General features: G+C 61.5%; 20 protein-coding genes and 1 pseudogene. 4 read left to right on the forward strand and 17 right to left on the reverse strand.

All coding sequences use genetic code 11. The features are described from left to right. Both ACO59D_RS05770 and ACO59D_RS05775 read right to left on the reverse strand, forming a co-directional pair. The coding region (locus ACO59D_RS05770) for a TCP-1/cpn60 chaperonin family protein (protein ID WP_485126157.1) at nucleotides 1–247 on the reverse strand (247 nt) is incomplete at its 3' end. A gap of 68 nt (nucleotides 248–315) precedes the next feature. Beyond that, nucleotides 316–606 carry a co-chaperone GroES gene (locus tag ACO59D_RS05775; protein ID WP_130811371.1) on the reverse strand — a complete coding sequence of 97 codons (291 nt, stop codon included), beginning with the start codon at nucleotides 604–606 and terminating at the stop codon, nucleotides 316–318. 319 nt (nucleotides 607–925) lie between these two features. Between ACO59D_RS05775 and ACO59D_RS05780 the strand changes: the two genes are divergently transcribed. After that, nucleotides 926–1,504 carry a xanthine phosphoribosyltransferase gene (locus ACO59D_RS05780; protein WP_485126158.1) on the forward strand — a complete coding sequence of 193 codons (579 nt, stop codon included), beginning with the start codon at nucleotides 926–928 and terminating at the stop codon, nucleotides 1,502–1,504. 62 nt (nucleotides 1,505–1,566) lie between these two features. On the opposite strand, the gene ACO59D_RS05785 is transcribed toward ACO59D_RS05780, so the two are convergent. Next, nucleotides 1,567–3,492 (reverse strand): NAD(+) synthase, encoded by a 1,926-nt coding sequence (locus ACO59D_RS05785; protein WP_485126159.1) that lies wholly within the window; start codon nucleotides 3,490–3,492, stop codon nucleotides 1,567–1,569. Between the two features lie 164 nt (nucleotides 3,493–3,656). On the opposite strand from ACO59D_RS05785, the pseudogene ACO59D_RS05790 reads away from it, so the two are divergent. The 3 genes and pseudogenes from ACO59D_RS05790 to ACO59D_RS05800 form a co-directional block, all read left to right on the forward strand. Next, nucleotides 3,657–3,821, forward strand: a pseudogene (locus ACO59D_RS05790) (helix-turn-helix domain-containing protein); the annotation flags it as partial. A 6-nt stretch (nucleotides 3,822–3,827) separates the two neighbouring features. Continuing rightward, nucleotides 3,828–4,583: a hypothetical protein gene (locus ACO59D_RS05795; protein ID WP_485126224.1), complete on the forward strand. Its 756-nt coding sequence runs from the start codon at nucleotides 3,828–3,830 to the stop codon at nucleotides 4,581–4,583. Nucleotides 4,584–4,883: 300 nt separating this feature from the next. Then, nucleotides 4,884–6,530, forward strand: coding sequence for an ABC transporter ATP-binding protein (locus tag ACO59D_RS05800; RefSeq protein WP_485126160.1), 1,647 nt, complete (start codon nucleotides 4,884–4,886; stop codon nucleotides 6,528–6,530). Here the strand turns inward: ACO59D_RS05800 and ACO59D_RS05805 are convergent. From ACO59D_RS05805 to rplM, 14 genes are all read right to left on the reverse strand, one after another. Then, entirely contained in the window at nucleotides 6,525–7,313 is a 789-nt protein-coding gene (locus ACO59D_RS05805; protein ID WP_485126161.1) for an amino acid ABC transporter ATP-binding protein, read from the reverse strand. The genes ACO59D_RS05800 and ACO59D_RS05805 overlap by 6 nt on opposite strands. 1 nt (nucleotide 7,314) lies before the next feature. Beyond that, the gene (locus ACO59D_RS05810) at nucleotides 7,315–8,514 is read right to left on the reverse strand and encodes an amino acid ABC transporter permease (protein ID WP_485126162.1); all 1,200 of its coding nucleotides are present in this window, start codon (nucleotides 8,512–8,514) and stop codon (nucleotides 7,315–7,317) included. 19 nt (nucleotides 8,515–8,533) lie between these two features. Beyond that, complete coding sequence (locus ACO59D_RS05815) at nucleotides 8,534–9,475, reverse strand: transporter substrate-binding domain-containing protein (RefSeq protein ID WP_485126163.1); 942 nt, start codon at nucleotides 9,473–9,475, stop codon at nucleotides 8,534–8,536. A gap of 220 nt (nucleotides 9,476–9,695) precedes the next feature. Next, a complete protein-coding gene (tsaD, locus tag ACO59D_RS05820; protein ID WP_485126164.1) occupies nucleotides 9,696–12,125 on the reverse strand; it encodes a tRNA (adenosine(37)-N6)-threonylcarbamoyltransferase complex transferase subunit TsaD in 2,430 nt (809 codons plus the stop codon). Nucleotides 12,126–12,533: 408 nt separating this feature from the next. Then, the gene (locus tag ACO59D_RS05825; RefSeq protein WP_485126165.1) at nucleotides 12,534–14,000 is read right to left on the reverse strand and encodes an RNA-binding domain-containing protein; all 1,467 of its coding nucleotides are present in this window, start codon (nucleotides 13,998–14,000) and stop codon (nucleotides 12,534–12,536) included. A gap of 220 nt (nucleotides 14,001–14,220) precedes the next feature. Continuing rightward, nucleotides 14,221–14,724: a tRNA (adenosine(37)-N6)-threonylcarbamoyltransferase complex ATPase subunit type 1 TsaE gene (gene tsaE / locus ACO59D_RS05830; protein WP_485126222.1), complete on the reverse strand. Its 504-nt coding sequence runs from the start codon at nucleotides 14,722–14,724 to the stop codon at nucleotides 14,221–14,223. Beyond that, nucleotides 14,725–15,342, reverse strand: coding sequence for a uracil-DNA glycosylase (locus tag ACO59D_RS05835; RefSeq protein WP_485126166.1), 618 nt, complete (start codon nucleotides 15,340–15,342; stop codon nucleotides 14,725–14,727). It lies immediately after the preceding gene. A gap of 43 nt (nucleotides 15,343–15,385) precedes the next feature. After that, nucleotides 15,386–16,543: an alanine racemase gene (gene alr, locus ACO59D_RS05840; RefSeq protein ID WP_485126167.1), complete on the reverse strand. Its 1,158-nt coding sequence runs from the start codon at nucleotides 16,541–16,543 to the stop codon at nucleotides 15,386–15,388. Between the two features lie 11 nt (nucleotides 16,544–16,554). Further along, entirely contained in the window at nucleotides 16,555–18,177 is a 1,623-nt protein-coding gene (locus tag ACO59D_RS05845; RefSeq protein WP_485126168.1) for an NAD(P)H-hydrate dehydratase, read from the reverse strand. 6 nt (nucleotides 18,178–18,183) lie between these two features. After that, the gene (gene acpS, locus ACO59D_RS05850) at nucleotides 18,184–18,786 is read right to left on the reverse strand and encodes a holo-ACP synthase (RefSeq protein ID WP_130811385.1); all 603 of its coding nucleotides are present in this window, start codon (nucleotides 18,784–18,786) and stop codon (nucleotides 18,184–18,186) included. Nucleotides 18,787–18,789: 3 nt separating this feature from the next. Then, nucleotides 18,790–20,640 carry a glutamine--fructose-6-phosphate transaminase (isomerizing) gene (gene glmS, locus ACO59D_RS05855; RefSeq protein WP_485126169.1) on the reverse strand — a complete coding sequence of 617 codons (1,851 nt, stop codon included), beginning with the start codon at nucleotides 20,638–20,640 and terminating at the stop codon, nucleotides 18,790–18,792. A 171-nt stretch (nucleotides 20,641–20,811) separates the two neighbouring features. Beyond that, entirely contained in the window at nucleotides 20,812–22,149 is a 1,338-nt protein-coding gene (glmM, locus tag ACO59D_RS05860; RefSeq protein ID WP_485126170.1) for a phosphoglucosamine mutase, read from the reverse strand. 225 nt (nucleotides 22,150–22,374) lie between these two features. Next, nucleotides 22,375–22,770 (reverse strand): 30S ribosomal protein S9, encoded by a 396-nt coding sequence (gene rpsI, locus ACO59D_RS05865; RefSeq protein ID WP_130811388.1) that lies wholly within the window; start codon nucleotides 22,768–22,770, stop codon nucleotides 22,375–22,377. A gap of 3 nt (nucleotides 22,771–22,773) precedes the next feature. Beyond that, nucleotides 22,774–23,214 (reverse strand): 50S ribosomal protein L13, encoded by a 441-nt coding sequence (gene rplM, locus ACO59D_RS05870; protein WP_130811389.1) that lies wholly within the window; start codon nucleotides 23,212–23,214, stop codon nucleotides 22,774–22,776. Nucleotides 23,215–23,234: the final 20 nt, after the last annotated feature.

A 23,234-nucleotide genomic window follows, 5' to 3' on the forward strand; every position in this document is an offset into this window, starting at 1 on the left:
TGTCGTTGGTCTTGGTGGCGACCTCCTTCACCAGCTGGGCACCCATGTTCTCGATGGGGTCCGTGAGCTCAATCTCCTTGGCGACAGAAACGCCGTCGTTGGTGATGGTGGGGGCGCCATAGGAGCGCTGGAGCGCGACGTAGCGACCCTTGGGGCCGAGCGTGGTGGTGACGGCGTCAGCGAGGGTGTTCACGCCCTTGGCCAGCTTCGTGCGGGCGTCGGTGCCAAAAACAATGTCCTTAGCCATGTTGTGCTTGTCCTTCCAGATAAACCCTGATGGGTGAATTACCAGCTAGCATCTCGACTCTATGCGAGCTACTCCTCGATGATGGCGTAGATGTCATCCGCGCGGAGGAGCAGGAAGTCCTCGTCGTCGACCTTGACCTCGTTGCCACCAAACTTGCCGTAGAACACCTCGTCGCCCGCCTTGACGTCAACGGGGATGCGGTTGCCATCCTGATCGCGCTTGCCCTCGCCCACGGCGACGACCTTACCGCGCTGCGGCTTCTCCTGAGCGCCCGAGGAGATGTACAGACCAGAAGAGGTCTTCTCCTCCTTGGGTGCGGGCTTGACGAGAACGCGGTCTCCCAGCGGCTTAAGAGTCATAACCAAGAACCTCCTTTTAGGGCGCCGTGCGGCGCTTGAACCTGTGATGACGGACGTGTGGTCCTGTCATCCAATCCAACGTCCATCTATGTACCCATCCGATTGAGGTTATACCGTCGCGATGAGAAAAATCTTCCAATTGAGACTTAGATTTTCTAACTGGGTTGGAACCATGGATGCGGGTCGCGTCGGGCGCAGACGTGCGTCGGGCACGGTGACGCCGGAGGCGCATTCTCATACGCCGCAGCTCGCAGGTATTAACTATGCTCGTAATGCGTACAATGGAACGCACGTTAGGCGCCAAGGGAACGGGGATTGCATGCGTGAGCTCGAGGAGAGGATCAAGCAGGAGGGCATCGTCCGCGAGGGCAACGTACTCAAAGTCGATAGCTTTCTCAATCACCAGTGCGATGTCGCGCTTTACGCGGATATGGGTGACGAGTGGGCGCGACGCTTTGCCGGCAGGCCCGTCGACAAGATTCTGACCATCGAAGCGTCTGGCATTGGCATCGCCTGCGTCGCAGCCACGCGCTTTGGCAACGCTCCGGTGGTCTTTGCGCGCAAGTCGCAGTCCATCAACCTCGATGGCAAGCAGTACGTGGCACGCGTGCACAGCTACACCCACGGCAACGACAACACGGTCATTGTCGCCAAGCGTTTCCTCGACAAGGGTGAGCACGTCCTCATCATCGACGATTTTCTCGCCAACGGATGCGCGCTCGACGGCCTCATCGAGATCTGCGAGCAGGCAGGCGCCATTGTCGAGGGCATCGGCATCGCCGTCGAGAAGGGCTTCCAGCCCGGCGGCATGCGCCTGCGCGAGAGGGGCTTCGACGTTCAGTCGCTGGCCGTCGTGAGGTCCATGGACGCAGAGACCGGCGCGATCGTATTTGAGTAGCGCCGCACGCGACACACCCCACACCGAGAAACGCGGGCCCGCATCGCCGTGGGCCCGTCTTCTTACAGGCCCTCGAGTTCGCGCAGCCAAAGCGTGGCGCAAGCGTCGGACGGCATGCGCAAATCTCCCCTGGGGGAGACAGCCGCCGAACCTACCTTCGGTCCGTCCGGCAGGCAGCTGCGCTTGAACTGCTGCGCGAAGTAGCGCCGGTAGAAGGTCTTCTCCCACTTGAGAATCGTGGCATCGTCATAGGTGTCCCCAAGCGCATGGCGCGCCAGCCGATACGCCTTGCGCGGCGGCGCGCACCGGCGCAGGACCTCGTACAGGAAGAAGTCGTGCAGCTCATAAGGACCGACAAGGTCTTCTGTGCGTTGGGCGATGGCGCCATCCTTCTCGGCAGGCAGAAGCTCTGGCGAGACGGGCGTGTCCAGAACGTCGTAGAGAACGTGGGACTCCTCGTCGTTTCCGCAGGTATCGGCCACGTAGCGAACAAGATGCCGCACAAGGGTCTTGGGCACGCTGGCATTGACCGCATACATCGACATGTGGTCACCGTTGTACGTAGCCCAGCCAAGCGCCAGCTCGGAGAGGTCACCGGTTCCAACCACCAGGCCACCCTCCTGGTTTGCAATGTCCATGAGCACCTGGGTGCGCTCGCGCGCCTGGCAGTTCTCATACGTGACGTCGTGCATGGACTCGTCGTGGCCAATGTCGGAGAAGTGCTGGCGCACGGCGTCGGAAATGTTGACCTCGCGCAGGTCACAGTCAAGGGCAGCCGCAAGCGTGGTGGCGTTGCCATGCGTGCGGCCCGTAGTGCCAAACCCAGGCATGGTCACCGCAATGATGCCCGTACGGTCCAGGTCGAGCAGGTCGAACGCGCGAACGCACACCAAGAGGGCAAGCGTGGAGTCAAGCCCGCCCGAGACGCCAATCACCACGTGGCTCGAGCGTGTGTGCGCAAGGCGCTTGGCTAGGCCGCGGGCCTGGATGCTCAGGACGTCCTCGCACCTCTCGGCACGACGCTCGGCATCTGCGGGCACAAACGGATGGGGGTCAACAAAGCGCGTGAGCGTGGTGCGGCTGGGCGTAAGCGAGAAGTGCGTGACCGTGTAGCCCGCCGCCTCGGGTGCCGGCGCGGCGACAAAGGTGGACATGCGGCGGCGCTCCTCGCAGAGGAAGGCCACGTCCACCTCGCTTGTGGCGGCACCGCCACCAAAGGGCTGAGCCTCCGCGAGCATACGACCGTTCTCGGCAACCATGTCGTGCCCGCCAAAGACCAAATCCTGCGTGGACTCGCCGTCGCCAGCCGAGGCGTACACATAGCCGCAGATGAGGCGCGCAGACTGCCCGCTCACGAGGCTGCGCCTGTAACCTGCCTTGCCTACGATTGCGTTGGAGGCCGAGAGGTTGCAGATCAGCGTGGCGCCCGCCAGTGCGTGCTCGGTTGAGGGCGGATTGGGAATCCAGAGGTCCTCGCAAATCTCGGCGGAAACTACCAGCTGTGGGAGCTCGTTGCAGGCAAAGAGCTGCTTGGTGCCAAAAGGCACGCCCGAGAAGCCCGCAAAATCCACAGACACGCAGGCATCTGACCCCACCGAGAAGTGGCGAGACTCATAGAACTCGTTATAGGTAGGAATGGCCCGCTTGGGAACAGTGCCCAGCACGCATCCATGCGCGAGGACAACGGCGCAGTTGTAGAGCTTGGCATTCACGCGCATGGGTGTGCCGAGAAGCACAAGGGCGTCCAGGCGGGAGGTCTTCCGGGCAATGGTAGCCACGGCCTTCTCGGCCGCGTTGAGAAGGGCGTCCTGCCAGAAGAGGTCCTCACAGGTGTAGGCCGTTGTACAGAGCTCCGGAAGCACGATGACGCGCGCGCCGTCTTTGGCGGCGGCCTCAATATGACGCAGGCAGGAGGCGGTGTTGTACTCCACGTCGGCAACGCGGACCTCGGGCGTCCTTGCCGCGACCTTCACGAATCCGTCCAGCATCTTTCCTCCCGGGCTCCTCCAAGGGAATTGGTTTGGCGCAAGACTCATATTTCCAAGAGTAGCGTATCGTAGAGATGCAACGACGTTCTATTGCGTCAAGCACGGCCATTCCGTCAAAAGCATGGGCCCACACTCATTTCACTCACGCGAAGGGAGGCATGCATATGACAGCGAATTCACTTGGAGGCATCATTCGCACGCTTCGCAAAGAACGCGGGCTCACGCAAGAACAGCTTGCAGAGGGCATCTGCTCGCCCGTCTCGGTGTCGCGCATAGAGAATGGGCGACAAACACCCTCGAAGGCAGTGCTCGATGCACTTATGGACCGCTTGGGCATGAGCAGCTACCAGCTCTTTGACGTTAACGCCGGCAGCAAAGAGCAGCGAGAATTTGACAGGCGCATTCAGAATGCATGGCTCGCTTTCGATGGTCTCGACGCAAGGCGCGGCAGAGCTCTACTTGAGGAGCTGCAGACGAGTATCGACGATGGCTCGCCTGCCACCGAACGACAAAGACTCCTTGAAGTCGATGGTGCATCTATGCTTAGAAATGGCTGCACCCCCACCGATGCCATGCGCGCCCTTACCCTGTTAGAGCAGGGGCTAAGACTCACAAAGCCAGGTATTGATCCAAGCGACCTACGCGACGAATTGCTCTCTCCTACCGAGGCGCAGATTCTCTCGCACATGGTTGCGGCCCTGTACTATGCAGGACGTGACATTGAAGCAGTTCGTCTTAGCGAGGAAATACTTCTCTCGTTAAAACGACAACAGGCACAAGGCCACCGGTTCCTTACTGCATGGCTCAACGTAATGGTTAATCTTGCGATTATCGAGGAGAAACGCGAGCATTTTGACGAGTCTACCCTCTACCTGCAGCAGGCACGAAGAAGAAGCCTCGACGAGGAAGAACTCATTATGATGCCCATCATTCTTGCCGGCCTTGCCCGTGCAAAGTTCAGAGAAGGCGACGTTGCTGCAGCTACGCACATGATGCGCACGGTTGCCGACTACCTTGATCTCTGCGACAAAGATGACTATGCACAAGACATCCGCTCATGGGCTCAAGAGCACATGGATGTAGAGCTCTAGGCGGCGATGCTCAGAGATACTAGGTGCTCAGTATCCAGTACTTAACATCTCGAGTAATTTAAAACTTACATGCTCTGATATGGAGTGAGACATGCCTCCTTGCGATGATTCCATTGTTGGCGTAAGGGGGCGTTGAACATGAAGGGGCAAGCAGAGCATCTGTCAGGGCAAGTCAATAGTGGCTGGGTCGTCATTATCATCAAGCATTAGCTTCATCAATCCGCTGGCAAGGCCTCTCTCTGCCAGCGGATTCCTAACGGCATACAACTGCATTTATGTTTAGCGACTGAAGGGGAGACCATGCAGGGATTGTCATACATCAGAAGATACGCCAGCGCCGGTAAGCTAGCAGGTCTCTGTCTTCTCAACTTTCTACTCTGCGCCATGGTTATGGGCGTCGCCCTTCTGCTGAGCTTGCTGCTTGACACCATCTCCAATTCGGCAACAACGGGTGACCTCTCTGCATTGCTGCACCTCATCTTTATTGCCTGCCTGTATGCCCTTATAGTTGGGATTCTAAGCGTGATTGTGGGCTATCTTAAGGCATCCATTATTAAGAATGTCATGGTTGGCATTCGCGAAGGTGCTTCCCGTGGTCTATTGTTCAAAAATACTGCAGGGACCTCCAGTAGCGCAGATCAACTCACACTTCTCGGACAGAGTATGGACACGCTTGAGAATGACTGGCTGGGAGGAATGGCAGACATATTGAATGCTGCTTTCAGCATAGCAATCGGTTGCGTTCTGCTGGTATGCCTTAATCCGCTCATTGCATTGATTTCACTCATAGGAATGGCTCTCCCTACCCTGGTTCCGCAGCTATTTAGTAAGCGTCTAGCTGACCAGCAGCAACAAATTATCTCCGACACTGCAGCCTACAACGGACGAGTGCGCGACACAGCCCAAGGTAACGAGGTTATAAAATCGTTCCACGCAGAGTCGTTTATCCTCGAGAAGCTGAATGAAGCCGCTAAATTTCTACAGGGTCATAAAGAGAGTCTCACCAGAACGACGGTGTGTATCAGTGGATTCTCAGGTGTCGTTGGTGTAGCCGTACAGTTCATCATCATGGGCATCACGGGCATCTTTGTGGTAAAGGGCTTTGTGACTATCGGCAGCGTAGTGGCGGTTACGCAGCTCTCAGGAAGCGTCATCTCGCCAGCAACAGAGCTTTCTAATAAGCTTAGCAAGCTAAAGGCAACCTACCCCATCTTGGATCGACTTGCTGAGCTTGATGGGGCTGCTCACAGTGATACCGATGCCACAACTCACCAGGTAGATCATTCACTTGCTCTCGATCATGCATCCTTCTCGTATGACGGGAACGACACACAAGTAGTAAAGAACTGCACTGCACGCTTTGACGCGGGACGCAAATATGCCATCTGTGGGCAGAGCGGCTGTGGCAAGTCTACCCTACTCGGCTTGCTGTCTGGAATGCATGCGCCCAGCTCAGGAACATTGCTTGTTGATGGTGAAGCCAACGCAATACCAGACGTTGCCTTTGTCCACCAAAATGTATTTCTCTTTGACGGAACCTTACGCGAGAACATCACGCTTGGAGGTAGCTTCTCAGACGCTGCCATCTCCCAAGCCATGCACCTTGCAAAACTCGATGATGCTGCAGCAGCACTCCCGCAGGGACTTGACACGCCTGTTAGCGAGAACGGCACGCGTCTCTCGAGCGGTGAGCGTCAGCGTGTCGCCATTGCAAGAGCACTGCTTTACAGCAAGCGAACGCTTCTTGTGGACGAGGCAACCTCAGCACTTGATCGCAACACCGCAGCTCAAGTGGAAGACGCATTGCTTTCCCTTGATGGAGTGACCGTAATTGCCGTAACGCACCATTTAGACAAGACGCATGCAGCTCGCTATGACAAGGTACTCACCATGAAAAATGGGCATCTGCAAGACGAGAGACAGGGGGACCGTCCCCTTGTCTCATAGGTAGCGGGCGAGAAATTCGCGGGTACGGGGCTTCTCGGGGTCGGTGAACATCTTCTCGGGACTGCCCTTCTCGGCAATGACGCCCTCGTCCATGAACACGACCTCGTCGGATACGCTGCGCGCGAACGCCATCTCGTGCGTCACCACGACCATGGTCATGCCCTGGGACGCCAGACGCCGCATGACCTCGAGGACCTCGCCAGAGATCTCGGGGTCAAGCGCCGAGGTGGGCTCGTCAAAGAGCATGAGGTCGGGCTTCATGCAGAGCGCACGCGCAATGGCAACACGCTGCTTCTGCCCTCCGGAGAGGGTGTTGACATCGGCGCCGGCAAAGTCTGCGAGGCCCACGGAGTCGAGGTTTGCCAGCGCGACCTTCTCGGCCTCCTGCCTGCTCGTCTTCTTGAGCGTCACCGGTGCCAGCGTGCAGTTGTCCAGCACGTTCATGTTGTTGAACAGGTTGAAGCTCTGGAAGACCATGCCGATCTTCTCGCGCAGGGCGTTGATGTCAACGTGCTCGGCTGCAAGGTCCTTACCGCGGAACCACACGTGTCCCGCGTTCGGCGTCTCGAGCAGGTTGATGCAGCGCAAGAGCGTCGACTTGCCAGAGCCCGATGCACCGATGATGGTCACGACCTGCCCCGGCATAACGGTGAGGTCGATGCCGCGAAGCACCATGTTGGAGCCAAAGGACTTCCGGAGGCCCTCCACGCGCACGACGGCCTCGGAGTCTGCGCCGGAGGCCGTAGCGCTCACGCCGCATGCGCCGTTCCCGCTTGTTGCCATGCTACTTCTCGCCTCCCACCTTCACATTGGACACTCCCAGCACGAGCTCGGTCTTGGCGTCAAGCCGCTTGGCAAGCTTGCCCAAAAGCCACGACGCCGTTGCCGTCATGATGAGGTAGAACACGGCGATAACGAGATAGGCATTGAGCTGCTTGTAGTAGATGCCAGAGATGGTAGAGGCGGCAAACGCAAGGTCAAACACGCCAATCACCGAGAGCACCGAGGAGTCCTTGATGTTGATGACCAACTCGTTCGAGAGGCCGGGGATGGCGTAGCGAATGCCCTGCGGGAAGACGACCTTCACCATGGCCTGCCACTGCGAAAGCCCCAGCGAGCGCGCGGCCTCCATCTGGCCCTTGTCGACAGACTCGATGCCGCCGCGCAGGACCTCCATCATGTACGCCGTGGAGTTGAGCGAGACAACCACCAGGCCGGCGATGAAGCGCGACCACACGGCATTGATCTCTGTCACCAACATGCCCGACCCACTGAACAGGCCAAAGCCCGCATAGTAGATAATCACGCCCTGCACAAGCATTGGCGTGCCACGCACCACCGTGCTGTAGACCCCGGCAAACCCCACGCCAACCTTCTTGAGGAAGCGGATGAGGTCGTTGTCGGGACGGTCAATCTGCTGGATGCGCACGAAGGCGAGAAGGAGCGCCAGCACAAACGCGATGGCCGTGCCAAAAACTGCCAGCTCAATGGTAGTGGCAATACCCTGGAGATACGTCGAGTAGCCCTGCTGGAACATGTAGAGGGTCTGGATGAGCATGTCATCCTGCGGCATGGAGGTGGCTGCCGAAGCGGTTACCCATGCGCTGGCAAAGCCCATCACCGCGCGGTCAACGAACAGCACGATGGCAAGCGCCCAGATAGCGTAGGACCCAAGGCGCAGTGCGCGCTGGGCACGCGGACGCGTAAACGGCGACGCCTCGGCATATGCATCCCAGTGCGTGAGCTTGAACACAAGTGCCACAGCCGAGAGGACAAGCCACGCAGCCAGCACGTAGTACATAACGACCTCGACCGTATACGCATGAGCGAGGAAGCTCAGCGACGGCCGCGGCTGGCTGGAGAGCCACATGCCCGCATACGCCACGGCTGACGTGCCGAGAAGGACGTAGCGGTGGTCTCGGCGCAGCCACGCGGCAAGGCGTGCGCGCCGCGTGGTGGGCTTGGCGGATAACGCGTCTGTCATTGTGCTTCGCTCCTTGCCGCTATTCCGGCTGGCGGTCCATGCAGTCATCCCACATGCTCTGGCGCTCGTCCGCCGAGATGCCATCGATGACCTCGTTGATCTTGGCGAGAACCGCATCCTGGCCCTTGGCGATGGCCGCGTTGTCGGGGTTGGAGGCGTCCGTGAAGCCCTTGCCCTCGGCGAGGTCAACCTTCTTGAGCGTGGGGTAGCTCTTGAGGAGGCGCGGCAGCGAGAGGGACGAGAAGGTAATGGCGTCGCAGGTACCATTCATGAGGCCGTCGACCACCAGCGGAACGGTTGCCACCGGCGTGAGGTGGTTCACGTTGGGAATCTGGTCGATGAGGTCATCGTAGAAGGTGTCCTTCTGGCCAAGGACCGAGGCACCCGAGAAGTCGGAGAGCTTGGTGGCATTGGCGTAGGGCGAGTCCTGCTTGACGACCATGATGACCTCGTCGTCGATGTAGGAGTTGGAGAAGTCTGCGGACTGGGCACGCTCGTCTGTGACGGACATGCCCGCGCAGATGATGTCGATCTGGCCGTTAACCAGCGAGTCGACGAGGCTGCCAAACTCCATCTTCACCGCGACCGGATCCATGTTGAGGGCGCTGGCAATCTTCTTGGCCACCTGCACGTCATAGCCGTCGGCATAGGCACCGTCGACATTCTCGATGGGAATGGTGGTATCGCTCGCCGTGGACTCCTGCCAGTTGTAGGGGGCGTAGGCAGCCTCCATGCCAACGCGCAGGGTCTTGCCGTCACCGAGCTTGAGAGAGTCCGAGGGCGAGGAGCTTGTCGAGGAGGCCGACGAGGAGCCCGAGGACGTGTCGCCCGACTGGGCGGCAGGGCCGCATGCCGTGAGGACGGTAATCCCCCCAACGGTGAGGGCCGTAATGCCCGAGGCCCTAAGAAAGTCTCGACGAGAAAATGAGCCAGACGCGCGCTGGATGGGATGCCTCTTCATGGTTGTCCTCCTTGGACGGTTCCCGCTGTTCCCCTTTCGCGCAGCGCAACCGGAGGGGACCCATTCCCCTCCCCCTTGCAAACGGGGCCCACCCCTGCGACCCGATGCGAGAAAGTTACGCGCACAGGGAAACGATACTCCTCCGACGGCGGCGCGTCCCAATGGTCACAGCGAGGTAACAATGACCGGGATGCATGCGGACGGGAGACCGGCTGCCACCCTACCAGCTGGGTGGCACGGGGGCATCGGTTGTGGACCAGGCCCCCAGTGGCGCGTTGGGGTCCGCGTCAAGCGTAAGCGGCGCGAAGTTGCGTGCACGGTAGCTGCGCAGGGCCGCAACGCTGATCATGGCCGCGTTGTCCCCGCATGCCCTCATGGGCGGAACGGTCACACGCACGCCGCGCTTGCCAAACGCCTCGTGATACGCCGCGCGCAGCTGTGGATTGGCAGCGACGCCGCCGCCCACGCAGAAGTCCGAGACGCCCGTCTGCTCAACGGCCGTCACGGCCTTGGCCACCTGCACGTCAATCACTGCCGCCTCGAAAGACGCCGCGAGGTCGGGCAGGTCGATGGGTCGACCGGCGCGATTCTCGCCCTCGATGTAGGTAATGACAGCGGTCTTCAGGCCCGAAAGCGAGAATTGATAGTCTCCGCTGTGCATCATCGCGCGCGGGAAGTGGATGGCACGCGGGTTGCCCTTTGCTGCAAGTCGGCTGATGACGGGGCCGCCGGGATACCCCAGGCCAAGCGCCTTGGCCACCTTGTCGAAGGCCTCGCCCACCGCATCGTCGATGGTGGTCCCCAGAATCTGGTAGTCTCCCCATCCACGCACGTAGACCAGCATGGTATTGCCGCCGGAGACCAGGCTCGCCACGAAGGGGGACTTAAGGTCCGGCGTCTCGAAGAGGTTGGCGAGCAGGTGCCCCTCAAGGTGATGCACCGCAATCAGCGGCAACCCGGTAGATGCGCAAAGCCCCTTCGCAAACGCAACGCCCACCACAAGTGCACCCACAAGGCCAGGACCAGCCGTGACCCCCACGGCCGAGAGGTCTGCCGCGGTGAGCGTGTCGCACCCAAAGTGCGCACCAGCCTGTGCCATGGCCTCCTCATACACGCCCACGATAGCCTCGACGTGCTTGCGGCTGGCAATCTCGGGCACCACGCCGCCAAAGCGTGCGTGGAAGTCAATCGAGGTAGCAACTACGCTCGAGCAGACAGCGCCGTGCGAGTCCACCACGGCAACGGCCGTCTCGTCACAAGAAGACTCGATCGAGAGGACCAGGTCGCCGGCGGCAGCCAGCGCCTCCTTGCATGCGGTGTCGCGCGGGCCCGCAAGGATGGGCCACGGGCGGATGGAGGCGTGCGGCTCGGGGCGCTTGCCCAAAGACTCAACGTCACCCGCAAGCGGGAGCTCCGCGCTCAGGATAAGGGCGTCATGTCCACCGGCATAGTAGCCCGGACGGCGGCCAATCTCAACAAAGCCCAGGTGGGAGTAGGTGGTTATGGCAGGGCCGTTCTTCTCGTCCACTTCGAGAGAAGCCGTCTTTGCGTTGAGCACGTGCGCGTCGTAGCACAGGCGCGCCACCAGGCGGGAAGCAACGCCCTGGCGGCGGTGCCCCTCCTCCACAGCCACATCGCAGATCTCGAAGTTGTCACCGGCCATCATGCCACCGGCAAAGCCGATGATGCGGCCAAGGTCGTGCGCGACCCACCAGCTGCGACCCGGCTGCGAGAGCTCCTCGTAGAAGAGCTTCTCGGTCCAAGGAGTATGAGAGGAGCCCGAGAAGGCCGCCGCCTCCAGCTTAGCAACGGCGGAGAGGTCGTTCACGGACATGGGACGCAGCTGCAGGTGCCTGTCGGCCAGCGCGTCGTCCACTCCGGTAACCTCGACGCTTGCGGGAGCCTTGAGGCCAAGGCGCTTGCGCTCGTTCTCCTCGGCATCCGAGAGGCGCGTGTAGATGGGCAGCACCAGTGCCGGATCGCCCGGGCCAAGGGGCTGCGCGGCGGCCGCAAGCGCCAGGCCCTCGCCCGTGGGGTACCAGAGCCTCTCGTCGAGGATGTTCGCGAACCCGGCCGCCTCAAAGCGCGCGCGGTACCTCTTGAGCCCGTTGCCAGTGAGGATGAGCTGGGACGCATCCCCGCGTGCCGCCCATGCCGCCACGCATTCATCGGCCTTGCAGACCGTCTCGGTGGCAAACGCGCGGTGGACCCCAGCGTCATCCAGCCGGTAGGTGCCTGGGTATACCTCGCCCCGCATAGCGTCATCGGCCACGCCGAGAAGCCCGCGCACGCCCGCCCGCCAGGCAACCCATGCCGTGGCATCCATGACCGAGACTCCGTGGAGCGGCTTCGAGAGGCCGCACGAGAGACCCTTTGCAGTCGCGATGCCAATGCGCACGCCGGTAAAGCTACCGGGACCGCGGCCCACAAGAACGCAGTCGATGTCAGCCATGGTGTTGTCGCAGTCATCGAGGGCCGCGAGAGCCGTGGTGACCAGCTCAACGTTGGCCTGCCGGCGGCACAGGTGGTCGCGCGCCGCAAGGACGTGCGGGGTCGCGTCGGTCCTCCAGGAGACCACCGCACAGGCAAGCATGTCGGTGGACGTATCGATGGCCAGGGCAAGGCCCTGGGGGTTGGTATCGCCTGTCATTCTCATCTGTCTCCAGAAACGTGGCATCTTCACGGGGGATAGTGTAGCGCGCAGCCACCAGGGGCTGTCGAGACGTTTTCAGACACATAATGGTGCACGTGACCCCTGTTCCATCTGAAAGCGCCTCAATGGCCCGCAAGGCCCTGCGTCGAGAGCGACGAGACGCAGACCCTATGCCGTAGCCTCCGCCAGCGCGTCGGCCAGCTCCTCGCCACGGGCATCGTGGGCGACAAGGCGCACCTCGCGCGGCCCACGTGTGGCTGATAAGTGAGTGATAAGTGAGAGGCAAGTGAGCGGGGTTGAAGACTCGCAGGTGAGGGCGATGTGCCACTCCCAGCCGTGCGGGCATTGCCCCTTTTTGATAAGTGAGCTGCAAGTGAAACCCGCGGGATGACGGGGAGACTGCCCCTACGACCACCCCGGAACATAGCGACGATACCTTGCGCTCGCATCCTCGTCTTCGAGTTTTATCAGCCCCGTTGCACAGCACTCCCTAAGGAGTCTAGAGATCGCTACGAGGTCTCTCTGAGTAGAAGACATACCAAAGCGATCTCGTACCGTCTGATTGCTCGCCGCCTCCCCCTGCGCGTACATCAGGCATGTATGCCAGTACACCGCCTCTTTTCTCTCCTGCTTTGTCATTCGGTCATAACTGCTGCCCGAAGAGAGCGTGACCCTGGTCCCCTGCGCCTCGTCGCTTACCATCTTTGGTCCCAGCTGGTGCGTCTCTTCGCACGATTCGACTGCGAGGTCCCAGCCCGTTCCACCCTCTTCGCAAAGGTCCATCTGCCTCAGGATGTTGACTAGCCCGGTATTCCTCGTCTTTGGCAGGGCATTGAGAACCCTATCCGGCGGAATGAGACTGGCCCCTGGATTAGAGAACTCCACCCTGTTTTCGTAGATTGCAACAAGCGGCCCCATTGTCGTTACCGTCAGATCCTGGTGAATGACGGTGTTGGAGAGGAGCTCGCGAATCGCTGTCTGTGGGTATGCCCTCACGACACGCCTAAACGCACCATCAGTCTGTTCTCGCGCAGGAATCACGGACATGACATATTCTTCGGCCTTTCCAAGCGCCATTGCGTAGCCCTCATCAAAGGTCTTATCGTCAAGTATCCGGGTATTACCCCTCCCGGCAAAACGTAGGACTCGAAGTGCCCTCTTCCGAAGGCCTGGGATACTTGTCAGCCTTCTAGCGATGAGAAGCGCTCCAAGGTTCGTGATTGCATAGAGACCGTTATCCTGCTTCTTCGCAAGGCCCTGCTCGCACAGGGGCACCATGCAAGCTTCAATAGAGCTTGGTGCCTGCAGCCCCAGCAGCCTAAAAAAGCTTTCAAGATCTAGGTAATCCGCAGCTTCGGCGCAAGTGAGGTCACCCACCGCCACGCGTTCTTCGAAGTTTGAGCTCTGCAGGCGCCGCCACAGCTCAGCCTCGCGGTTAGAGGCTGTCACCAGCTCTTTTGTGCTGCTTCCAACGCGAATGTATGCCTTCTTCTCGAAATAGACAGGCTGCCCAGAGGCCGCACTCACAACCGCCACGACAAACGAGCGCCCATCATGCTCGATAGAAACGAAATCGAAGTTGACATTAGGTGACAGCATCCTCTGCAGCCAAATCTGAAGGTCTTGGTTGCCCTTAGCCTTTGCGGACAGCGGATCAAACGTAGTACCGACAAGTTCGTGCGTATCATCAGCGACGCCCCAAACCTTGTAAGCAGACTCGCGACCGTGGTATGCGGCAGAGTTTGCAAGCGCAGAGATATCCTGACCTATTCGCACCGGATCGGCATTGTTCTCCTTGAACTCTATCCACTCAGTTTCGTTCGGATATCCAACAAGCTGGTACAGAAGGTCCATTGGGGTGGTCTTGGTCATCTTGCCTCCCGCAGCCAAAGCAAAGTTCGGTGATAAGTGAATGATAAGTGAGTGATAAGCGAGAGGCAAGTGATCGGAGTTGAAGACTCGCAGGTGAGGGCGATGCGCCACTCCCAGCCGCGCGGGCATTGCCCCTTTTTGATAAGTGAGCTGCAGGTGAAGCCCGCAGACGTCGCGCTTGGCAACGCCGCCAGGCGTGGCCGTTGCAGCACCGCAGACCCTATGCCGTAGCCTCCGCCAGCGCGTCGGCCAGCTCCTCGCCACGGGCGTCGTGGACGACAAGGCGCACCTCGCGCGGGGGCTCCTCACCTGGTGCCGCCTCGGCCTCGAGTCGCGTAACAAACACATCCACGCGGGCAACGCCGATCTCGTCGGCAAACTGCTCGCCCCACTCGATCACGCAGACGCCATCGGCACCCAGCACGTCAAAGAGGCCCGTGTCCTCGAGTTGCTCCGCGCGATCAAGTCGATAGAGGTCAAAGTGGTCAAGGTCCATCTCACGCCCGTGATAGACCATCTCGATGGTGAAGGTGGGACTCGTGACGTCTTCCGTGACGCCCATGCCTGCGGCAATGCCCTTGGTGAGCTGGGTCTTCCCGGCACCCAGGTCTCCGGTGAGCACCAGCACGTCACCCTCCCGGAGAAGCTCTCCCAGCACGCGGCCAAGCGCGATGGTCTCCTCCTGCGATGCGGTCCTGAATGAGACCTCTCGTGCCACAGTCAGTCACCCCTTCCTCGGGCCAGGTGGGTTGTCTCGCAGCCATTGGCCCACCATCGCAAGGTCGCTCTCGAGGAGCGGCTGCCAGTCAGAGTGATAGATGCAGGCGGCAGGATGGAACGTGGGACACACCACAAAGTGCCCCGTCTGATACAGCTTGCCACGCAGCGACGTGACGCCGGCCTCGGTTCTCAGCACAAACTGAGAGGCAAAGTTGCCCAGGCACACAAGAACGTCGGGCCACACGGAGCGGATCTGCTCGCGCAGGAAAGGCGAGCAGGCCGCGATCTCCTCGGGCTTGGGGTTACGGTTCCCAGGTGGACGGCACTTGACCACGTTGGCAATGTAGATCTGGTCACGCGTAAGGCCGGCAAGCGAGAGAAGCGAGTCGAGCTTATGGCCGGCGGCCCCCACGAAGGGTTCGCCCTGCAGGTCTTCGTTGCGGCCGGGACCCTCGCCCACGAACATCACACGCGCATTGGGGTTGCCCACCCCAAACACGAGATTCGTGCGCGTCTGCCCCAGGGGGCAGAGCTGGCAGTCGCCCATAACGGAGCGAATCTCCTTGAGCGTGACCTCCTGCGGCCCCTGATGCTCATGGCCGGGAATATGCATCACCGACATTTCTCCATCATCCTCCAAGAGGCTGGCGCGCCCGCGCCGACGCTTAGACATAGACCTTCTCAAGACGCATGCCAAAGTCGCATACGACTTCGTAGTTGATGGTGTCGCGAAGCTGGGCCATCTCGTCGACGGTAATCTCCTCGTCACCGTCGCGACCAATGACAGTTACCACATCGCCCATCTTGACCGGCTTTGCCGGGCGATATGCGCGCGCGTTGTTCACATCCACCGCAAACATGAACTGGTCCATGCAGATGCGGCCAACCTGACGGCAGCGCACACCATTCACGATAACGTCCATGTTGTTCGAGAGCGTGCGCGCAAGGCCGTCGGCATAGCCGATGGGTGCCGTGGCCACCTGTATGTTCTGCTTGGGGACGCGCCAGGTGAGGCCGTAGCCAACGCCGTCACCCACGTTAGGGTAGATGGCCCGAACGATACGCCCACGCACGCTCATGACAGGCTCGAGCTGGATGCGCGGTGCCGTGGTCTCGGCAGGCTGCAGACCATAGAGGCCAATTCCCACACGGCACATGTCGAAGTGGCACTCAGGGTGCAAGACGGTACCCGGTGTGTTGTCGCAGTGGACAAGGCCAGTCTCCAGGCCGGCCTCGCGCACAATAGAGACAGCCTCCTTGAAGCGGTTGAGCTGGAGCGCAAAGTCCCAATCGTCAATAAGGTCGGCGGTGGCGAAGTGCGTGAACATGCCTGCGCACTCAAGCCCACGGTGGAAGTCGACGGTCCGCCTCAGCTCGAGCACGTCCTCGCGGCACACGCCGATGCGCGTCATGCCGGTGTCGACAGCCAGGTGGTAGCGAGCCACCTTGCCCGAAGCGGCGGCGCACTCGCCCAGTGCAAGGGCAAACTCGGCCGTGTAGACCGAGGGCATAATGTCGTGGTCCACAAGGGTCTGCACGCACTCCACGGGCGGCTCGGAGAGCAGCAGGATGGGCCATTCGATGCCCGCCCGGCGAAGCCTCACGCCCTCTTCCACGGTGGCAACGGCAAACTGGTCCGCACCGGCAGAGTGCATGGCGCGGACGCAGCGCTCGGCACCGTGACCATAGGCGTCGGACTTCACGACGCACATCATCTTGACGCCAGGCCCCAAGAGAGCCTTGAACTTGCGCGTATTCCCCTTGAGGGCAGCAAGGTCAATTTCGACCCACGACCACCTGCTCGCAGGGCTCTGAACTGCCATGCCTTCGCTCCCTATTCGTTCTCGTCGCCGCCATCGGCGTCAGGGAAGGTCACGCGCTCCCCCAAGGCGTCATCCGCAACACCCAGTTCGTCGATGATGTCCGAGGCCATAACGCCCCTCGAGCCCATGCGCTCGGCTGTAAGCGAGGCTGCATAGCCATGGAGTTCGCAGCAGAGCGAGCAGAGCAGGGGCAGGCTGTCCACGCGCCCATAGGACTGCGCAAGCTTGGATGCGATGATCCCGCTCAGAACGTCGCCCGAACCTGCCGTGGCAAGAGCCGCCGGACCGGGCTTGGGAAGGATGGCCTGCTCGACGCCCACACAGCCGCTAGCGGTGCCCTTGGTGACAACAACCAGCTCAGAGCCACCGTCGGACCACACGATCTTGCGTGCGTCCTCGAGCTGGCCCACAAGCGAGGAGGGCGGGTTTTCCTCCCTGCCCACCAGGCGACCGAGCTCGCGACGGTGCGGCGTGAGCACAAGCGGCGTCGACCTGCGGAGAATCTCGGGGAAGTCGGGCAGTTTGCCCGAGGTGAGGCGGGCAATGCAGTTAAGAGCGTCTGCATCAAGCACCAGCGGCGTCGAGGTCCCAAGAAGTGCCGAGACAACCGCAACGGTGCCACCAGAGATCCGCATGCCAGGCCCCGCAAGCACGGCCGAGCACTTCTCGGCCAGCTTGGTCACTATGGGCACAGCCTCCTTGGAGATGGTCCCGTCTTCATCGCAGGGAAGCCCCACGACAGGGATCTCGAGCACATGGGCCTGTACCTGCGGCACGATGTACGAAGGAACCGCCAGCGTGACATAGCCGGCACCGGCGCGGGCAGCCGCACGCGCTGCCAAGATGGGAGCACCCACAAAGCGTGACGACCCACCAACAACGAGCACCGACCCGCGCGAGAACTTGTCCACAGCTGTAGTGGGCGGCACCATCACGTCAAGGTAGTCCTCGAGGTCGGTGCGCCAAGCCACCGGATCTGCCTCGACCACGATCTGCTCGGTCTGCTCGGCAAGCGGGGCCACTACGATGGATCCGCATACGTCACGGCCGTCATCGGCGAGAAGGCCGGGCTTCAAGGCCAGCATGGTTACCGTAAGGTCTGCCACCACGCAGAAGCCAGGGGCGTGGCCGGTCTGCGCCGAGAGGCCGCTGGGGACGTCCACAGCAACCACGCGTACGCCCGAGCTGTTCACGCAGTCAATCCAAATGTCGAATGGTGCGCGGACCTCACCGTGGAAGCCCGTTCCCAGCATGCAGTCGAGCGCGACGTCGGACGCCGAGAGAAGCCCCTCAAGCTCGTCGCGCGACGGCCCCACCAGCGTAGAGACGCCCGCACGCACGGCACGCTGTGCCACCTGGCGCGCAAGGTCACCGGAGAGCTGGTCGGGCCCGATGGGCGTAACTACCTTCACGTTGACGCCGTGGGCGAGCAGGGCCTCTGCCGCAACCCAGCCATCCCCACCGTTGTTGCCCATGCCGGCGAGGACCACGGCATTCTGCACGTCGCCCAGGGCAAGCACCTCCTGGGCTGCGGCACAACCGGCACGGTGCATGAGCTCTGAGACGCTCACGCCTGCGCGGGTGAGCGCGACCTCGACGCGCTTTACGTCTTCGACGTTGAGTACGGGCTGCATGTTGTTCTACTCCTTGGCTGGCTCAGCCGGCGCGGATGCATCCGCGGCTCCCCCGGCATTGCCGTCCTCTTGTGTGATCTGGGTGTCGGTGACGGAACGCTCTCCCGACACATCAGCCATTATCCCATCTTGCGCCTGTTCGAGTTCGTCCAAAACAGAACGCGCCTCACGAAACGACGCGGCAAGCTCGCGTTCCGGGTCTGGACGCGTGTCCGGCTGGGGGCGGACCTCGTCGGTCACCGCCACGGCGTTGGCCACGGCCACCTCGCGCGTATAGGAGAGCGAGAGCGCAACCTCGCGTACGCCGCTCTCACGGGCGGTCTGGGCGGCACGGCCGGTGAGCAGCGCATGGGGCCTCCCGTGGGCATCCATGGTCACTGAGACGTCCGAGAAGCCCACGCCATTCGAGAAGCCCGTGCCCAATGCCTTGACCACCGCCTCGCGCGCCGCGAAGCGCGCGGCGTAGTGCTCGGCCGGGCGTGCACACGCATCACAGTAGGCGCGTTCCTCCTCGGTAAACACACGGGCGAGAAACGACGGCCTGCGGTGCATGGTGCGCTCCATGCGCGCTATCTCGAGCATATCGACGCCAATGCCAGCCAGGGCCATACGCTACTCCACCGTGACGGACTTGGCGAGGTTTCGTGGCTTGTCCACGTCGCAGCCGCGCGAGCGGGCAACGTAACGGGCAAGAACCTGCAGGTGAACCACGGCCACGATGGGGACGAGCAGCTCGTCGTCGACGGGTGGGATCCACAGCACGTGTTCGCAGAGCGACGCCACGGACTCGTCACCGTCGGTGGCGACGGCAACGCAGGTGGCGCCGCGGGCGATGACCTCCTGGATGTTGGAGATGGTCTTGTCGTGCACGCGGTCCTCGGGGACGATGGCCACCACGGGAAATCCCGGCTCGAGCAGGGCAATGGGACCATGCTTCATCTCGCCGGCAGGGTATGCCTCGGCGTGCAGGTAGCTGATTTCCTTGAGCTTGAGTGCGCCCTCGTAGGCGGTGGTGGAGTTGACGCCACGACCGAGGAAGAGCGCCGAGTGCGCCCGGCGGAAGACGGTCGCAGCCCGCTTGTCCTGCCATGCGCGTGAGAGCACGGTGCGGATGAGGTTGGGCAGCGCGGCGAGGTTGGCGTAGTGGCTGCTCACCTCGGTTGTGCCCATGTGGCCGTTGGCCTGCGCCAAGCGAAGTGCGAAGAGTGCGCAGGCAACCATCTGGGCGGTGTAGGCCTTGGTGGAGCACACGCAGACCTCCGGACCTGCCTGCACGTAAAGCACGCCGTCAGACTCGCGCGCAGCAGAGGAGCCCAGCACGTTGGTCACGGCGAAGATGTTGCAGCCCATGCCCCTCATGCGCCGTGCTGCCGTGAGGGTGTCTGCCGTCTCTCCAGACTGCGTGATGATCACGCAGAGGGTATGGTCGGTGATGAGAACGTCCTGTTCGTAGTTGAACTCGGAGGCGTACTCGCAGATTACCGGAACGTGTGCCCAGGTCTGGATGAGGGTTCTCGCGATGAGGCCCACGTGGTAGGAGGTGCCGCAGGCGATGATAAAGATGCGGTCGACAGCCGCCAGGTCCTCCTCTCTCATGCGCAGCTCGTCGAGAAGGATGCCCTTCTCGCCCAGACGGCCCTTGAGCAGGCGCTCGATGGCCTCGGGCTGCTCGGAGATCTCCTTCTCCATGAAGTCGGCGTAACCACCAAGCGTGGCCGCAGAGGCGTCCCAGTCGACGTCAAAGGTGCTGGGGTGCTCGACGGTGGTGCCCTCGTTGTCGTAGACGGTGACCTTGCCGGTCTGCTCGAGCAGGGCGACCTGGCCGTTCTCGAGCTGGATAACGTGAGAGGTTACGCTCGCAAGCGGCGTGACATCGGAGGCGGCATAGGCACCATCGGGCGTGCTGGCCACCACGAGGGGTGAGCCGTTGCGCGCAACCACGAGCTGGTCAGGGGCATCGGCGCACACAACGGCGAGCGCCCAGGAGCCCTCGAGGCGGCTCACGGCATTGCTCACAGCCGCTACCAGGTCTCCCTTGCAGGGGCCCGCCCAGGCGTCCTCGATGAGGTGCGCAATGACTTCGGAGTCTGTGCCGGAGGCAAAGTCGTGGCCGTTACGGGACAGGTAGCTACGGATTTCTCGGTAGTTCTCGATAATGCCGTTGTGGACAATGGCAATGCGGCCGGTGCAATCCAGGTGCGGGTGGGCGTTCTTGTCAGTTGGTGCGCCATGCGTGGCCCAGCGGGTATGCGCAATGCCGGTGGTGCCGGTCAGGTTGGCCGTCTGGCAGCGCTCGGCAAGCACGGCCACGCGCCCGGCACACTTCACACCGTGCAGGTTGCCATCGGACGAGAGCACTTCGACGCCCGCCGAGTCATAGCCGCGGTACTCGAGGGTCGACAGGCCGTCGAGCAGGAACTGAGCCGCTTGCTTTTTTCCGGTATATCCCACGATTCCGCACATGTTTGCTCCCTCGCACACAGGTCACGGCTTGCTTGTGCATCTGCGCTGATGCGACAGACGATGCAATAGAGTCTATCAGCCACGGAAGCGCGCCTGTAGCCCAACCGGTATCGTCTGAGAGAAACCACGCCGCCGAGCCTGCAGCTCGGTGGCGCAGCCGGACGGATGCCCTTACTCCTTGAACGGCTCCAGTGCCTTGAGGACGACGGAGTTGGCCTCCTGGCACAGGCGCTCCTCCGGGGCCTCTGTCAGCACGCGTACCAGGGGCTCGGTGCCCGAGGCGCGCACCAGCACGCGACCGTTACCCTCGAGGAACTTCTCCGCCTCTGCCACGGCCTCCTTGACCTCGGGCGCCGCCATGACCGCGTCCTTGTCGGCGACCTGGACATTTACAAGCTGCTGTGGATAGAGAGTGACGGGTCGAGTGAGCTCGGAGAGCTTCTCGCGCTCGGCACGCAGGACCTCCATGATGCGCAGGCTCGTCATGATGCCATCGCCGGTCTTCTCGAGGTCGCCAAAGATGATGTGACCGGACTGTTCGCCGCCAAGCGTGTAGCCGTTCTCCATCATGCAAGCCCAGACGTTCTTGTCGCCAACAGCGGTCTTCTCGTACGAGATGCCGGCCGCGTCGAGCGCCTTGAAGAACCCAAAGTTGCTCATGACGGTGGGAACCACGGTGCTCTTGGCGAGACGACCGTGCTTTGCCATGTAGGTACCGCATACGTAGAGGATGAGGTCGCCGTCAACCATGCGACCGCGCTCGTCCACTGCCAGGCAGCGGTCAGCGTCGCCGTCGTAGGCAAAGCCAACGTCGAGGCCGTTCCTCACCACAAAGTCCTGCAGGCGCTGGATATGGGTGGAGCCGCAGTCCACGTTGATATTGAAGCCGTTGGGCGCATTGTTGATGACGTGGGTCTCGGCGCCCATGGCGTCAAAGACCGGCCGCGCCACGCTGGAGGCGGCACCATTCGCGCAGTCCAGACCTACCTTGACGCCCTGCATGGAGAAGCCGCAGGACGCGATGAGGTATGCGATGTAGCGGTTACGGCCCTGCATATAGTCTACGGTACAGCCAATGGCATCGCCCGTGGCGAGAGGAACCTCGAGCTTGCCATCGATGTAGTCCTCCACCTGCTCGAGGACGTCCTCGTCCATCTTGTAGCCCTCGCGGTTCACGAGCTTGATGCCGTTGTCCGTGAAGGGGTTGTGGCTTGCCGTGATCATGACGCCGCAGTCAAAGCCACCGTCGATGACCTCATACGATACGCCCGGCGTGGGGATAACGTGCAGCATGTACGCATCGGCGCCGCTAGCGACGAGACCCGCCACCAGCGCAGACTCAAACATGTAGCTCGAGCGACGGGTGTCCTTGCCGATAAGTACGCGAGCCTTGGCGTCGCGGCGAGCGCCATAGTACCAGCCAACGAAGCGGCCAATCTTATAGGCATGGTCAACGTTCAGGCCCTCGTTTGCCCTGCCTCTAAAGCCATCGGTTCCGAAGTACTTCATTTCTCGCTCCTTGTTTCGGGATACCGGTCATGCACAGACGGCGGTTATCTTACCAGTTGCGTGTGAGCTCACCGTGAGGAGACGGGCGGCTGCGGCCGACGGGCGATGGGCGGCACCTCGGTGACGCCAAAAGGCACATTCCTGCGCACTCCCGCGTCACCGCCAGCAAAAAAACGGGACCCGCCACGCAGGCGAGCCCCGATAAGGAGCAAATGGTGAGAAGAACTAGCGCTTCGAGAACTGCGGACGCTTGCGGGCCTTCTTGAGACCGTACTTCTTACGCTCGACGGCACGAGAGTCGCGGGTGAGGAAGCCGGCCTTCTTGAGCTCGTTGCGATACTCACCGGCCTGAAGGAGGGCGCGGGCAATGCCAAGGCGAAGTGCGCCAGACTGGCCATTGATGCCGCCCCCATCGCAGCGGGCGAGAACGTCGAAGGACTCGGCGGTCTCGGTCAGACGAAGGGGCGCAGCGGCGTTGTCAACGAGCTGCTGGCGGCCAAAGTACTGGGCAGCGTCACGGCCGTTAACGATGATCTTGCCGGTGCCGGGGACGAGACGGACGCGAGCGACGGCCTCCTTACGACGGCCAGTGCCGGTATAAACAACGGTGTTCTCAGCCATCGATTAAGCCTCCACATCAATCTTGACGGGGTTCTGAGCGGCATGCGGGTGCTCGGGGCCAGCGTAGACCTTGAGCTTCATACCCTGCTTGCGACCAAGGGTAGTCTTGGGGAGCATGCCCTTGACAGCGTGCTCTATCACGCGCTCGGGGTGCTTGGCCATAGCCTCCTTGAAGGACTCGGTCTTGAGTCCGCCAAGGTAGCCGGAATAGCGCCAATAGGACTTGGTATTTGCCTTGTTGCCGGTAAGGACGACCTTGTCAGCATTGATGACAATCACGAAGTCACCAGTGTCTGCATTGGGGGTGTACTGGGGCTTGTTCTTGCCGCGGAGAATCATGGCAGCCTGGGTCGCGAGGCGACCGAGCGTCATGCCGTCGGCATCGATGAGCACCCACTTGCGCTCGACTTCGCCCATCTTGGCGAACTGAGTCGACTTCTTCACTTGACTCCTCCTACACACAT

The organism is Tractidigestivibacter sp., from assembly GCF_057241865.1.

Bases quoted from the DNA above. Each gene is read 5' to 3' on its own strand.
- ACO59D_RS05775 (WP_130811371.1), bottom strand. From the start codon at position 606: ATGACTCTTAAGCCGCTGGGAGACCGCGTTCTCGTCAAGCCCGCACCC.
- ACO59D_RS05780 (WP_485126158.1), top strand. From the start codon at position 926: ATGCGTGAGCTCGAGGAGAGGATCAAGCAGGAGGGCATCGTCCGCGAG.
- ACO59D_RS05785 (WP_485126159.1), bottom strand. From the start codon at position 3,492: ATGCTGGACGGATTCGTGAAGGTCGCGGCAAGGACGCCCGAGGTCCGC.
- ACO59D_RS05795 (WP_485126224.1), top strand. From the start codon at position 3,828: ATGAGCAGCTACCAGCTCTTTGACGTTAACGCCGGCAGCAAAGAGCAG.
- ACO59D_RS05800 (WP_485126160.1), top strand. From the start codon at position 4,884: ATGCAGGGATTGTCATACATCAGAAGATACGCCAGCGCCGGTAAGCTA.
- ACO59D_RS05805 (WP_485126161.1), bottom strand. From the start codon at position 7,313: ATGGCAACAAGCGGGAACGGCGCATGCGGCGTGAGCGCTACGGCCTCC.
- ACO59D_RS05810 (WP_485126162.1), bottom strand. From the start codon at position 8,514: ATGACAGACGCGTTATCCGCCAAGCCCACCACGCGGCGCGCACGCCTT.
- ACO59D_RS05815 (WP_485126163.1), bottom strand. From the start codon at position 9,475: ATGAAGAGGCATCCCATCCAGCGCGCGTCTGGCTCATTTTCTCGTCGA.
- tsaD (WP_485126164.1), bottom strand. From the start codon at position 12,125: ATGACAGGCGATACCAACCCCCAGGGCCTTGCCCTGGCCATCGATACG.
- ACO59D_RS05825 (WP_485126165.1), bottom strand. From the start codon at position 14,000: ATGACCAAGACCACCCCAATGGACCTTCTGTACCAGCTTGTTGGATAT.
- ACO59D_RS05835 (WP_485126166.1), bottom strand. From the start codon at position 15,342: ATGTCGGTGATGCATATTCCCGGCCATGAGCATCAGGGGCCGCAGGAG.
- alr (WP_485126167.1), bottom strand. From the start codon at position 16,543: ATGGCAGTTCAGAGCCCTGCGAGCAGGTGGTCGTGGGTCGAAATTGAC.
- ACO59D_RS05845 (WP_485126168.1), bottom strand. From the start codon at position 18,177: ATGCAGCCCGTACTCAACGTCGAAGACGTAAAGCGCGTCGAGGTCGCG.
- acpS (WP_130811385.1), bottom strand. From the start codon at position 18,786: ATGGCCCTGGCTGGCATTGGCGTCGATATGCTCGAGATAGCGCGCATG.
- glmS (WP_485126169.1), bottom strand. From the start codon at position 20,640: ATGTGCGGAATCGTGGGATATACCGGAAAAAAGCAAGCGGCTCAGTTC.
- glmM (WP_485126170.1), bottom strand. From the start codon at position 22,149: ATGAAGTACTTCGGAACCGATGGCTTTAGAGGCAGGGCAAACGAGGGC.
- rpsI (WP_130811388.1), bottom strand. From the start codon at position 22,770: ATGGCTGAGAACACCGTTGTTTATACCGGCACTGGCCGTCGTAAGGAG.